Here is a 12,865-nt window from a genome sequence, read left to right as displayed (position 1 = left end):
GCGCGTCCGACCCTGGCCCGAGACGGGCGACAACCGGCCGTATGCCGTGAGGTGACCTCACGGCATACGGCTGGTTCGGTGCGTCAGGCCTTCGCGTCGACCAGCGAACGCAGGACGTACTGCAGGATCCCGTCGTGCCGGTAGTAGTCGGCCTCCCCGGGGGTGTCGATCCGCACCACCGCGTCGAATGACACCGGCTCGGCCCCGTCTCTCCTGGCCGTGACGCGTACCGTGCGCGGCGTGGCACCGTCGTTCATTGCCGTGATGCCGGAGATGTCGAACGTCTCGGTGCCGGTGAGGCCCAGGGACTCGGCGTCCTGGCCGTCGGGGAACTGCAGTGGCAGCACGCCCATGCCGATCAGGTTCGACCGGTGGATCCGCTCGTAGGACACCGCGATCACGGCCTTGACGCCGAGGAGCCGGGTGCCCTTGGCCGCCCAGTCGCGGGACGAGCCCGAGCCGTACTCCTTGCCGGCGAGCACGACCAGGGGCACCCCTGCCTTCTCGTAGTTCTGTGCCGCGTCGAAGATCGTGCTCTGCTCACCGTCGCGGGTGAAGTCGCGGGTGAATCCGCCGGAGACGTCGTCGAGCAGCTGGTTCTTCAGCCGGATGTTGGCGAAGGTGCCGCGGATCATCACTTCGTGGTTGCCGCGACGCGAACCGTAGGAGTTGAAGTCCTTGCGCTCGACGCCGTGCTCGGTGAGGTAGACGCCGGCCGGGCTGTCCGCGCGGAACGACCCCGCCGGGCTGATGTGGTCGGTCGTGACCGAGTCACCCAGCTTGGCCAGCACCCGGGCCCCGGAGATGTCCTCCAGCGGCGCCGGTTCCAGTCCCATGCCCTCGAAGTAGGGGGGCTTGCGCACGTAGGTCGACTCCTCGGCCCACTCGAACGTCTTGCCCTCGGGGGTCGGCAGCGAGCGCCAGCGCTCGTCGCCCTGGAAGACGTCGGAGTAGTCGGAGGTGAACATGTCCTTGTCGATGGACGACTCGACCACGTGCGCCACCTCGGCTGCGTCCGGCCAGACGTCGGCCAGGAAGACGTCCTTGCCGTCGGCGTCGGTGCCGAGCGGCTCGCTCTGCGGGTCCCAGTCCATCGTGCCGGCGAGGGCGTAGGCCACCACCAACGGCGGTGAGGCCAGGTAGTTCATCTTGATGTCCGGGTTGATCCGGCCCTCGAAGTTGCGGTTGCCGGACAGCACCGAGACCACCGCGAGGTCGGCCTCGTTCACGACCTGGGAGACCTCCTCCGGCAGCGGGCCGGAGTTGCCGATGCACGTGGTGCAGCCGTAGCCCACCAGGTGGAAGCCGAGCTTCTCCAGGTAGGGCACGAGCCCGGCCTTGGCGTAGTAGTCCATGACGACCTTGGAGCCGGGCGCCAGGGAGGTCTTGACCCACGGCTTGGCCGTGAGGCCCTTGTCGACTGCGTTGCGGGCAAGGAGGGCGGCGGCGACCATCACCGAGGGGTTGGACGTGTTGGTGCACGAGGTGATCGAGGCGATCGCGACGTGGCCGTGATCCAGCTCGGTCCGGGTGCCGTCGGCCAGGGTCAGCGGCACCTTCTTGCTCGTGCGCCGGATACCGCCGGCCGCCGTGCCGTGGTGCGGCGCGTCCTGCGCCAGCTGCTCGGGGCTCTGGCCGTCCACGGCCGGGGCGTCGCTGGCGGGGAAGGACTCCTTGCCGGCTTCGTCGACCATCGAGTCCGCGTCGGTGGTGACGTAGTCGCGCAGCGAGGTGCGGAACGACGACTTCGCGTCAGTGAGGGAGATGCGGTCCTGCGGGCGCTTCGGCCCGGCGATCGACGGCACGACGGTGGACAGGTCGAGCTCGAGGTACTCGGAGAACTCCAGCTCGCGGGACGGGTCGTGCCACAGCCCCTGCTCCTTGGCGTAGGCCTCGACCAGGGCGACCTGCTCGTCGCTGCGGCCCGTGAGCCGCAGGTAGTCCAGCGTCACGTCGTCGACCGGGAACATCGCTGCGGTGGAACCGAACTCGGGGCTCATGTTGCCGATGGTGGCGCGGTTGGCCAAAGGCACGGCCGCGACGCCCTCACCGTAGAACTCGACGAACTTGCCGACGACCCCGTGCTCGCGCAACTGCTCGGTGATGGTCAGCACCACATCGGTCGCGGTGGCGCCGGCAGGGATCTCGCCGGTGAGCTTGAAGCCGACGACCCGGGGAATGAGCATCGAGACCGGTTGTCCGAGCATCGCGGCCTCGGCCTCGATGCCGCCCACGCCCCAGCCGAGGACGCCCAGACCGTTGACCATGGTGGTGTGCGAGTCGGTGCCCACGCACGTGTCGGGGTAGGCCAGGCCGTCGCGGTCGAAGACCACGCGGGCCAGGTGCTCGATGTTGACCTGGTGCACGATGCCGGTGCCCGGAGGGACGACCTTGAAGTCGTCGAACGCGGTCTGACCCCACCGCAGGAACTGGTAGCGCTCGCCGTTGCGCTCGTACTCCAGCTCGACGTTGCGTGCGAACGCGTCGCGGCTGCCAGCGACGTCGGCGATCACCGAGTGGTCGATGACCATCTCGGCCGGGGCGAGCGGGTTGATCTTGCCGGCGTCACCGCCGAGCTCACTGACGGCTTCGCGCATGGTGGCGAGGTCGACGATGCAGGGCACGCCGGTGAAGTCCTGCATGATGACGCGCGCCGGCGTGTACTGGATCTCCGTGCTGGGCTCGGCCTTCGCGTCCCACTGGGCGACCGCGCGGACCTGGTCGGCGGTGATGTTCACGCCGTCCTCGCCCCGCAGGAGGTTCTCGAGCAGGATCTTCAGGCTGTAGGGGAGCCGGTCGCTGCCCTCGATGCTCGCGAGCCGGAAGATGTCATAGGACTTCTCACCGACCTCGAGCTTGCCCTTGGACCCGAAGCTGTCCGTGCTGCCAGTCATCCGCCGCTCCTTCGTCGATTTATCTTGACGTCAAGATACATTGAACCACACCCGGGTCGCCCGGTCTCGGCTGGGCCGCCAGCCAGCCCCTGCGCTGACTCCCGACGGGTTTCGGGTGACGCAACGGGCGGTCGGCTCACCGCCGTTCACGCGGCTCTTCGCGGACCAGTGTGGCGATGCACTCGACGTGGTGTGTCATCGGGAAGGCATCGAAGGCGCGCAACCGGTCCAGCCGATAACCCGCGTCCTTCGCGTAGGCGAGGTCCCGGGCCAGCGCCGCGGGGTCGCAGGCGACGTAGGCAATGGCTCGGGCCCCGAGGGCCGCGACGTCCCGGATGACTCTTCGACCAGCCCCGCTGCGCGGGGGGTCCAGCACCACGAGGTCGGCACGGATCCCTTGGCGCACCAGCGGTCGCAGAACCCGGTCGACCGTGCCCCCGCGGATCTCGACTTGTGGGAGGGCCCGCAGGTTGTCCTCGGCGTCGGCCACCGCGCCGGCGTCGGACTCGATCGCCAGGACGGCGCCGTCCTCGCCCACCGCGTGGGCGAGCGCAGCGGCGAACAGCCCCACGCCGCAGTAGAGGTCGACCGCACGGTCACCCGGCCGCGGCGCAAGCTCGTCGAGGACGTGGCCCACGAAGGTGGCCGCCGCACCGGCGTGCACCTGCCAGAACCCGCGCGCTCCCACGACGAATTCGTGGCTCCACTCCCCCACCGCGACGTGTTCGACGACCCGCGGTGCCGACCCCTCGCCGGACGGGACAGGGACGACCACGACGTCCGGACCACCGCTCGGTGCGACGACGTCCACCGACCTCGACCCCGTCCAGTCACGGCCCAGCACCCCGGTGCCGACGACGGCGTCGGTGGCGATCAGGCAGTCGTCGAGGGGTATGACGTCGTGTGACCTGTGCCGGCGAAGGCCGGCATGGCCTCCCTCGCCCACGGCGAACTCCACCCGGGTCCGCCAGCGCAGCCCGCGGTCCGCGGCGTCGGCGCCGATGTCGACGTCGACTGGCGAGGGCACCGGCTCGACCGTCACCGGCAGCTCGAGACCGGCCAGCCGGCGCAGCTGCTCGGAGACCACGGCCGCCTTGAGCTCCCGCGAGTAGGCCGGGGACGCGTGTTGCCAGTCGCACCCGCCGCACCGGCCCGGCCCGGCATACGGGCAGGGGGGCGTGACGCGGTGGGGGGATGCGACGAGCACCTCCTCGGCGTCCGCCCGCAGGAACCGCGAGTCGGCCCGCCCCTCGGTGATGCGCGCGCGGACCCGCTCGCCGGGCAGGCTGTGCCGGACGAAGACCACCTGCCCCTCGTCACGGGCGACGCAGTGGCCGCCGTGGGCGACGGGGCCGATGTCGAGCTCGACCAGCTCGCCGACGCGAGAAGGCGCTTGCTCCCCCACGTCAGCTCCCCCGGCGCACCGACCCGGGGGTCGGTCCCTCGAGCCGGCCCTCGGCGCCCTCGGACGAGTGCAGCTGCCACGGGACGCTGGCCACCATGACTCCGGGGGTGAACAGCAGCCGGCCCTTGAGCCGCAGCGCGCTCTGGTTGTGCAGGATCTGCTCGTACCAGTGCCCGACGACGTATTCCGGGATGTAGACCACCACGACCTCCCGGGGGCTGTCGCGCCGGATCGACTTCACGTAGTCGACCACCGGCCGGGTGATCTCACGGTAGGGCGACGCGAGCGCCTTGAGCGGCACCGGGATGTCGCGCCGGTCCCACTCGTCCTGCAACGCCTTGGTCTCCTCGGCCTCGACGTCGACGGTGACGGCCTCGAGGATCGACGGCCGGGTTGCCCTGGCGTAGGACAGCGCCCGCATGGTCGGCTTGTGGATCTTGGAGACGAGCACCACCGCGTGCACGCGCGAGGGGAGCACGGTCTCCTCGGCGTCGTCGTCCACCGCCAGCTCCTCGCTCACCTGCCGGTAGTGGCCACGGATGGCGCGCATCATGACGAAGAGCACCACCATGGCCGCGATGGCGATCCAGGCGCCCTTGGTGAACTTGGTGACCAGCACCACGACCAGCACGGTCCCCGACATGCTCGCCCCGAGCGCGTTGATCGCGCGGCTGCGCATCATCCGTGCCCGCGTCCGACGGTCCTTCTCCCGGCGCAGGTTGCGGTTCCAGTGCAGGATCATGCCGATCTGGCTGGTGGTGAACGAGACGAACACGCCCACGATGTAGAGCTGGATCAGCCGGGTCACCTGGGCATCGAAGGCGACGATGAGCACGATCGCGCCGGCCGCGAGGATCAGGATGCCGTTGCTGTAGGCGAGCCGATCGCCGCGGGTGTGCAGCTGCCGGGGCAGGAAGCCGTCCTTGGCGAGGATCGACGCGAGCACCGGGAAGCCGTTGAAGGCGGTGTTGGCCGCCAGCACGAGGATGATGCCGGTGGCGGCGATAGTGAAGTAGAAGGCGGGCGGGAAGTTGGAGAACACCGCGTCGGAGAGCTGGCCGACGACCGTGTGCTGGTCGTACTCCACGCCGTTCGGGAACATCGCCACACCGGGCGCGGTCTGCACCCCGTGGACCCCGTCCAGGGTCAGCCGGTTCATGTCGGAGTCCGGGTCGACGTAGCGCAGGTGTGTCACGTTGGCCAGCACGATGATGCCGATGAGCATGGTGACGGCGATGGTCCCCATCAGCAGCAGCGTCGTCGCGGCGTTGCGGCTCTTGGGCTTGCGGAAGGCCGGCACGCCGTTGCTGATCGCCTCGACGCCGGTCAGCGCGGCACAACCCGAGGAGAAGGTGCGCAGGATCAGGAAGGCGCCCGCCGCCGTGCCCAGGCCGTGGGTGAAGCTGGTGTCGGAGGGCACCTCGAACTGCGCGCTCGACACGGCCGGCAGTGACCCGAACGCGAGCCGCGCGAGCCCCCACGCGGTCATCCCGATGATCGCCGCCATGAAGCAGTAGGTGGGGATGGCGAAGGTGGCGCCGGACTCGCGCACGCCGCGCAGATTGACCGCCGCGAGGAGGACCACCAGCGCGACGGCATACGTCGCCTCGTGCCCGTTGACGAACCCCAGTGCCGACGCGGCGTTCTGGACCCCGGACGAGATCGACACCGCCACGGTGAGCACGTAGTCGACGAGCAGGGCGCTCGCGACGGTGAGGCCGGCGAAGGACCCGATGTTGGTGGTCGCGACCTCGTAGTCCCCGCCTCCCGAGGGGTAGGCGTGCACGTTCTGCCGGTAGGACGCCACGATCGTCAGCATCACGAGCGCGACGGCGACCGCGACCTTCCAGGAGAACGCGTAGGCCGACAGACCGGCGACCGACAGGGTGATGAAGATCTCGTCGGGGGCGTAGGCGACCGAGGAGAGCGCGTCGCTCGCGAAGACCGGCAAGGCGATCCGCTTGGGCAGGAGGGTCTCACCGAGGCGGTCGCTGCGCATGGCGTGACCCACGAGAACGCGCTTGATGATCCGGCCCGATGTCGACACGATCCGCAAGTGTATGTCCGCGCAGCCCGCGGTGTACGGTCGCACCGTGCACTTCGTGATCATGGGCTGCGGCCGCGTGGGTTCCATGCTCGCGGGCACGCTGGAGGAGCAGGGCCACGACGTGGCCGTCATCGACCAGAACCCCGCGGCGTTCCGTCGTCTGGGCGCCACGTTCGAGGGCCGCCGGGTGACCGGCCTCGGCTTCGACCGCGACACCCTGCGCGAGGCGGAGATCGAGAACGCCTACGCGTTCGCAGCGGTCAGCAGCGGTGACAACTCCAACGTCCTTGCCGCGCGAGTTGCCCGCGAGACCTACGGCGTCGAGCACGTGGTGGCGCGGATCTACGACCCCGGTCGGGCCGAGGTCTACCAGCGACTCGGGATCCCCACCGTGGCCACGGTCCGCTGGACGGCCGACCAGACCCTGCGCCGGTTGCTGCCGTTGGGTTCGGTGCCGGAGCACACCGACCCGAGCGGCAAGATCGTGCTGGCCGATGTGCCGGTCCACGCCGACTGGGTCGGCCAGCGGTTCTCCAGGATCGAGGCCGTCGCCGGCGCTCGCATCGCCTACCTCACGCGTCTCGGCGAGGGCATGATCCCGGGCCCGGACACCGTCTACCAGGAGGGTGACCTCGTCCACGTCGTCGCCACGTCCGACCAGATCCCGGTCATCGAGCAGCTGCTCGACCAGTCCCCTCCTCCCGCGTAGCCCACCGAAAGGACCTGCGACCCCATGCGCGTCGTCATCGCCGGAGCGGGCAGCGTCGGCCGCTCCATCGCCCGCGAGCTGCTGCACAACGGCCACCAGGTCCTGCTCGTCGACAAGGACGCCGACGACGTCCAGTCACGGCGGATGCCGGAGGCCTCCTGGCTGCTCGCAGACGCCTGTGAGATCAGCGCCCTGCGCGAGGCGGGGCTGGCCGACTGCGACACGGTCGTCGCCGCGACCGGTGACGACAAGGCCAACCTCGTGGTGTCGCTGCTGGCCAAGACCGAGTTCGGGGTCCCCCGCACGGTGGCCCGGGTCAACAACCCCAGGAACGAGTGGCTCTTCGACGAGGCGTGGGGGGTCGACGTGGCGGTGTCCACGCCACGCCTGATGACCGCCCTGGTCGAGGAGGCCGTCAGCGTCGGTGACCTGGTGCGGATCTTCCAGTTCCAGCAGGGCAACGCCACGATGGTGGAACTGACCCTGCCGATCGAGAGCCCGTATGCCGGGCACCGCGTCGGAGACCTGGAGTTGCCCCCGGAGTGTGTGCTCGTGGCGATCCTGCGCGAGGACAAGGCGATTGCGCCGACCCGGGACGACTCCATCGAGGGTGGCGACGAGCTGTTGTTCGTGTCCACGCCGGAGACCGAGGATGCCCTCGAGCAGATGCTGAGCCCTGGCCAGCGGCCCACCCGGGGCAGGGAGTGACGACCGTGCCGCTGGCCCTCGCCGCTCGGTCCCGGTGGTCGCGGCTCCTCGGCGGCAGGGTCGCTCCGCTCCATCGTGGCCGCGGGTCGTCGCCGCTCAGTCGTCGCTGAGAGCGGTGTTGCCGCGCACGAGGATCAGGCCCATCACGGCTACGGCCGCGAGGTAGGCCGGCCAGCCCAGCACGATCTTGGACACGCCGAGCAGAGCGACCTGGCCGGCGAAGTAGAGCGGCAGCATGATGGCCACGCGGACGGCATACAGTCCGACGAGCACCAGGGTCAGGCGGTTGCAGACCCGGACGAGTGCGGCGTTGCGTCGCCACCCGAGCGGGTCCTCGGCCATCGCGGGATCGCCTGCGGCCACGATGAATCCGACCAATGGCCAGCGTCCCAGCACGGAGACGATGCTGAGCAGCCCGAAGCCGATGCTGCCGAGGATGCCGGGGAGGAAGGCGTCCTGCGCCTGACCGCTGCGCAGGGCGAAGAAGGCGGCGATCGCGGTGGCGATGACAGCCGAGAAGACGTAGCGGGGCGTCTGTCGCATGGCCAGCCGGACCACGAGGAGCACCACCGCCACGGCGACCGCGGCGTAGACGGCGGTGCGCACGTCGTGCGCCCAGACCCAGGCGACGACGAACGCCGCGGTCGGCAACGCGGTCTCGAGCGAACCGCGCCAGCCCCCGAGGGCAGCCGACAGCCGCTCCTTGATCAGGCCCTCCACCGTGGGCGCGTCCACCACGGCCTCAGTGTCCACGGCCGGGCATCAGCTCGTAGTAGGGGTTGAACATGGTCGGCGTGCCCCGGCGCATGCAGACGCATCCCCTGGCCGTGAGGAAGACGCCGGGCTCGATGCCGCGGATCCGCCGACGGCCGAGCCACACCAACGTCATCAGCTCGGTGCCGTCGTAGAGCTCGACGGCGAGGGCGGGGACGTTCTCGCGGGGACGGAGCGTGACGCTGCGGACGACGCCGCAGACGTTGGCGTGCCGACGGTTCTGCAGCTGTGCGATCGCGGTGACCCCGGGACGGTCCGACTCGACCCGCAGCTCCTCCACCTCGGCCTCGTCCTGGGTGCGCGACAACCGGCTGGCGAGCTGCCTCAGCCTGCCGGCGGTGGATGGGGTGGATGCGGTGGAGTGTGACACGGGAGCCTCAGCGGATCTCGGTGATCTCTGGGCCGCGCTCGAACGGGTTGAGGTCGTCGGCGTCCTGCTGGCCGCCGTCCTCGGGCTCGGTGGCCCCCGCCTCGTCCTGACCGTCCTGCGTGACCTCGGCCGGCAGATGCAGGCCGAGCAGCTCCCGCGGAGCCATGGCGTCGGGTCCTCGGACCACGACCGTCTCCTTGACGATCTCGATCAGCTCGGCCGCCGCGTCGACGTCCGACCCGGCACGGCCGGACAGCACCCCGCGCAGGAACCATCGTGGCCCGTCCACGCCGATGAACCGGACCGGCGAGAAGACGGTGCGACCGTCCGCGCCGCGACCGGGCATCCGGGTCTGCAGCTCGGCGCCAAGGGGCCCGTCGACCTCCTCGGCCGTGCCACCCTGGGCGATGATGCTGTCCGCGATCTCGCTGCGCACCTCGTCCCAGATGCCGCTGGACTTCGGCGCGGCGAAGGCCTGCAGCTGCACCGCGGACTGACCGAGCGCGGCCGTCAGCGCCACGATCGTCTGGTTCTCCTGGTCGACCTCGACCCGCAGCTCCATGCCCGGCCGGCCGGGCAGCCACAGGGCGCCGAGGTCGAGGCGCCCGCCTGGACCCTCCACCTCGGACTCGTCGAACGGCCCCTCGGAGCGATCCACCGGGCCGTGTCGGCGGGTGACCGGTGCGGTGGGCACCGGCGCTTCCGGCTCGTCCTCCGGCTCCTCCTGCTCGCCCTCGGTGCCGACTCCCGCGTCGGTCGCCACGTCGTCCACCGTGCCCTCGCCCGGCTCGCCCGGCACGGACGCGGGGTCCGTGGTGGACGCCTCGTCGGTGACGGGACCGTCCTCGATGAGGGGCGCCTCGTCCGAAGCCGCCGGCACGACGGCCGGCCGGTCGGTGCCGCGATGGCGCCCGGTCTTGTTCTCCTTGCGGCGGAAGATGCCCACTTGCGTGCTCAGTCCTTTGTCGTCGTCTGGGGGCCGAAGCCCCCACTGGCTCCGTGTCCAGTGTCACCCCGATGGCTTCCCGGGAGCGAGTCCACCTCGATGAACCTGACCGGGCTCACCTGCTGCACCACCAGCTGCGCGACCCGGTCACCCCGGTGGAGGGTGAAGGCCTGGTCCTTGTCGGTGTTGATCAGGTTCACCTGGATCTCTCCACGGTAGCCCGCGTCGACCGTGCCCGGCGCGTTCAGCGTGGTGATTCCGTGCCGGCTGGCGAGCCCCGAGCGGGGGTGCACGAATGCGGCGTATCCCTGCGGCAGGGCGATGGCCACCCCGGTCGGCACCAGAGCCCGCTCCCCCGGCGCCAAGGTGACGTCCTCGCGCGCGTGCAGATCCACGCCTGCGTCCCCCGGATGTGCGTAGCCGGGCGCCGGGAGGTCGGGATCCAACCGTCGCAGCAGCACCGGGACGGGAGCGGGGTCAGTCACGAGGAGTGACCCTATCTGGTGCGCCTGCCCACCTCAGGCGGCACAGTCGCGGCACACCGGCTGGCCGCCGACCTCCTTGGCGAGCTGGCTGCGGTGGTGGACCAGGAAGCATTGGGAACAGGTGAACTCGTCGGCCTGGCGGGGCAGGACCCGGACCGACAACTCCTCGCCGGACAGGTCTGCACCCGGCAGCTCGAAGCCCTCGGCCTGCTCGGTCTCGTCGACGTCGACACTCGACGTGGACTTGCTCACGCGGCGGGACTTCAGCTCCTCGATGGAGTCCTCGGCCCCGTCGTCGTCGGTCTTGCGTGGTGCGTCGTAATCAGTTGCCATGGGGTGGGAACCCCTCCCTCGGGATGTTCTGTGACCAGATCAAGGATGTTCAAGAATGCGGCACCGCGGACGGTGTGTCGCGGCTTTGCGGGGATAACGCGGCGGGGTCACGTTTTGTGCCCGAGTCGCGCGGCGGATTGTGCCCTATCCCGCTCGGCGTCCGCACACCGGGGTCCGCCTCGGGCGAAAACCACCGCCCCTGCACCCCCGCTCACCTGCCGCGTTGGACAGCGCCCCGGGGTCGTCGCATATGGTCTGCGCCCCGGACCAGGAGGTGGCAAGGCATGAGTGAGTTCGTGGCCGTGATCAAGCGGCGGATCAAGCAGACCGTGCGGGCACTGCAGGAGGCGCGTCGCAAGGGCGACGACTACCTGGTCGAGCTGCGGACGGGCGAGCTGGAGACGCTGGTGCGCACCGCACGCGAGCACGGCGTGCGCGTGCCCGAGGCCGAGCCGCTCCTGGGCGGCGATCCGGCCGCCTGCTAGCAGTTGCCTGAGGACGTGATCAAGATCGCCGGGTAGCGCCGGAAATTCTGTCGCTCCCCGCGGCCGCTGCGTGACAAAATCGTGATGTGCCTCGGGGGCGACACCCGATGGCGTCGCCGTCACCCGCCAGCCCCTGCAGGGGGAACCGTCCGGAGGATCACTGATGTCCGCTGCTCCACCGTCTTCTGCGAGGCCCGCCGCCGACGACAAACTGGACGCCGCCGTCCTGAAGGTCGCGGGTGTGGTGGTGCTGGGCGCCATCATGTCCATCCTGGACATCACCGTGGTGAGCGTCGCTCTGCCGACCTTCCAGTCGACGTTCGACGCCACCTACGCCACGGTGGCGTGGACGATGACCGGCTACACGCTGGCCCTCGCCACGGTGATCCCCCTGACCGGGTGGGCGGCCGACCGGTTCGGCACCAAGCGGCTCTACCTGCTGGCCCTCGTGCTGTTCGTCCTCGGGTCCGTTCTGTGCAGCACCGCCTGGAGCATCGAGTCGCTGATCACCTTCCGGGTCATCCAGGGTCTCGGCGGCGGCATGCTGATGCCGCTGGGCATGACGATCATGACCCGCGCCGCGCGACCGGAGCGGGTCGGCCGCGTCATGGCAGTGCTCGGCGTACCCATGCTGCTCGGCCCGATCGCCGGCCCGATCCTCGGCGGCTGGCTGATCGAGAGCGTCAGCTGGCACTGGATCTTCCTGATCAACGTGCCGATCGGCATCGCTGCCTTCCTGACGGCGGCCAGGGTGCTGCCCAAGGACGCCCCCACCCCGTCGGAGTCCTTCGACTTCGTCGGCATGCTGCTCATGTCGCCTGGCTTGGCGCTGCTGCTCTTCGGCGTCTCGTCCGTGCCGGGTGAAGGCACCGTCCTCGCCACCAAGGTCCTGGTTCCCGCGGCGATCGGTGCGGTGCTGATCGCCCTGTTCGTGGTGCATGCGTTCCGGCCCGAGCACCCCCTGATCGAGCTGCGCCTCTTCAAGAACCGCCAGCTCACCGTGGCCGTGATCACGATGTTCATGTTCGCCGTGGCCTTCTTCGGCGCCATGCTGCTCATCCCGAGCTACTTCCTGCAGGTCCGGGGCGAATCCACCCTCTCGGCCGGAATCCTCATGGCGCCGCAGGGTATCGGCGCGATGTTCACCATGCCGCTGGCCGGCAAGCTCACCGACAAGATCGGTCCCGGACGGATCGTCCTGTCCGGTCTGGTCCTGATCGTCGTCGGTATGGCGGTGCTCACCCAGGTGGGTGCCGACACGTCGTACTGGCTGCTGCTCAGCGCGCTGTTCGTCATGGGAATGGGCATGGGCGCGACGATGATGCCCAACATGACGGCGGCGCTGCAGACGCTGTCGGACCAGATGATCGCGCGGGGCTCCACGTTGATGAACATCGTCCAGCAGATCGCCAGCTCGGTCGGTGCGGCGGTCATGTCGGTGGTGCTCACCAACCAGATCCTGGGGTCGCCGCTCGGCGGCAAGCTCATGGAGTCCATGCAGTCCGGCCAGCCGCCGCAGCTGACGCAGGCCCAGATCCCGCAGGCCGTGGCCCAGATCGCCGACGGCTTCTCGGGCACGTTCACGGTGGCGTGGGTGTTGGTCATCCTGACCTTCATCCCGGCGTTCTTCCTGCCGCGGCACCCGTCCGCCAAGGCCGTCGACCCCACGGTCGCCGCCGTCCACTGACTGGCCGCCGCGGGTCGGGCCG

The 12,865-nt window shown here is 70.0% G+C and carries 12 protein-coding genes; 4 read left to right on the top strand and 8 right to left on the bottom strand.

Annotated features, from left to right (window positions below):
• Positions 1-83: 83 nt before the first annotated feature.
• The 3 genes from FCN22_RS08365 to FCN22_RS08355 all read right to left on the bottom strand — a co-directional run bounded on the left by FCN22_RS08365 (position 84) and on the right by FCN22_RS08355 (position 6,346).
• Positions 84-2,894 carry an aconitate hydratase gene (locus FCN22_RS08365; RefSeq protein ID WP_137121087.1) on the bottom strand — a complete coding sequence of 937 codons (2,811 nt, stop codon included), beginning with the start codon at positions 2,892-2,894 and terminating at the stop codon, positions 84-86.
• 136 nt (positions 2,895-3,030) lie between these two features.
• On the bottom strand, positions 3,031-4,299 hold the full coding sequence (locus tag FCN22_RS08360) for a class I SAM-dependent RNA methyltransferase (protein ID WP_137121086.1): 1,269 nt from the start codon (positions 4,297-4,299) through the stop codon (positions 3,031-3,033).
• A gap of 1 nt (position 4,300) precedes the next feature.
• Complete coding sequence (locus FCN22_RS08355; protein WP_373681292.1) at positions 4,301-6,346, bottom strand: APC family permease; 2,046 nt, start codon at positions 6,344-6,346, stop codon at positions 4,301-4,303.
• A gap of 46 nt (positions 6,347-6,392) precedes the next feature.
• Here FCN22_RS08355 and FCN22_RS08350 point away from each other — a divergent pair, with 46 nt between their 5' ends.
• Entirely contained in the window at positions 6,393-7,055 is a 663-nt protein-coding gene (locus FCN22_RS08350; protein ID WP_137121084.1) for a potassium channel family protein, read from the top strand.
• A gap of 24 nt (positions 7,056-7,079) precedes the next feature.
• Positions 7,080-7,763: a potassium channel family protein gene (locus tag FCN22_RS08345; protein ID WP_137121083.1), complete on the top strand. Its 684-nt coding sequence runs from the start codon at positions 7,080-7,082 to the stop codon at positions 7,761-7,763.
• Between the two features lie 96 nt (positions 7,764-7,859).
• On the opposite strand, the gene FCN22_RS08340 is transcribed toward FCN22_RS08345, so the two are convergent.
• From FCN22_RS08340 to FCN22_RS08320, 5 genes are read right to left on the bottom strand one after another with little or no spacing between them, the layout of a single operon-like run.
• Entirely contained in the window at positions 7,860-8,516 is a 657-nt protein-coding gene (locus FCN22_RS08340) for a DUF3159 domain-containing protein (protein ID WP_137121082.1), read from the bottom strand.
• Positions 8,506-8,907 carry an OB-fold nucleic acid binding domain-containing protein gene (locus FCN22_RS08335; RefSeq protein ID WP_162308160.1) on the bottom strand — a complete coding sequence of 134 codons (402 nt, stop codon included), beginning with the start codon at positions 8,905-8,907 and terminating at the stop codon, positions 8,506-8,508. Before FCN22_RS08335 ends, FCN22_RS08340 begins: the two co-directional genes overlap by 11 nt.
• Positions 8,908-8,914: 7 nt before the next feature.
• Positions 8,915-9,853 (bottom strand): DUF3710 domain-containing protein, encoded by a 939-nt coding sequence (locus FCN22_RS08330; RefSeq protein WP_238384603.1) that lies wholly within the window; start codon positions 9,851-9,853, stop codon positions 8,915-8,917.
• A gap of 8 nt (positions 9,854-9,861) precedes the next feature.
• The gene (dut, locus tag FCN22_RS08325; RefSeq protein ID WP_137121081.1) at positions 9,862-10,338 is read right to left on the bottom strand and encodes a dUTP diphosphatase; all 477 of its coding nucleotides are present in this window, start codon (positions 10,336-10,338) and stop codon (positions 9,862-9,864) included.
• Positions 10,339-10,371: 33 nt separating this feature from the next.
• Complete coding sequence (locus tag FCN22_RS08320; protein ID WP_137121080.1) at positions 10,372-10,671, bottom strand: DUF4193 domain-containing protein; 300 nt, start codon at positions 10,669-10,671, stop codon at positions 10,372-10,374.
• 284 nt (positions 10,672-10,955) lie between these two features.
• On the opposite strand from FCN22_RS08320, the gene FCN22_RS08315 reads away from it, so the two are divergent.
• Positions 10,956-11,156, top strand: coding sequence for a hypothetical protein (locus FCN22_RS08315; protein ID WP_137121079.1), 201 nt, complete (start codon positions 10,956-10,958; stop codon positions 11,154-11,156).
• A gap of 163 nt (positions 11,157-11,319) precedes the next feature.
• Positions 11,320-12,843: a DHA2 family efflux MFS transporter permease subunit gene (locus tag FCN22_RS08310; RefSeq protein ID WP_137121078.1), complete on the top strand. Its 1,524-nt coding sequence runs from the start codon at positions 11,320-11,322 to the stop codon at positions 12,841-12,843.
• The last annotated feature ends 22 nt before the right edge of the window (positions 12,844-12,865 follow it).

Source organism: Segeticoccus rhizosphaerae (assembly GCF_005222685.1).
Classification (GTDB): Bacteria; Actinomycetota; Actinomycetes; order Actinomycetales; family Dermatophilaceae; genus Segeticoccus; species Segeticoccus rhizosphaerae.
This window is presented reverse-complemented; position numbering and strand designations above follow the sequence as displayed.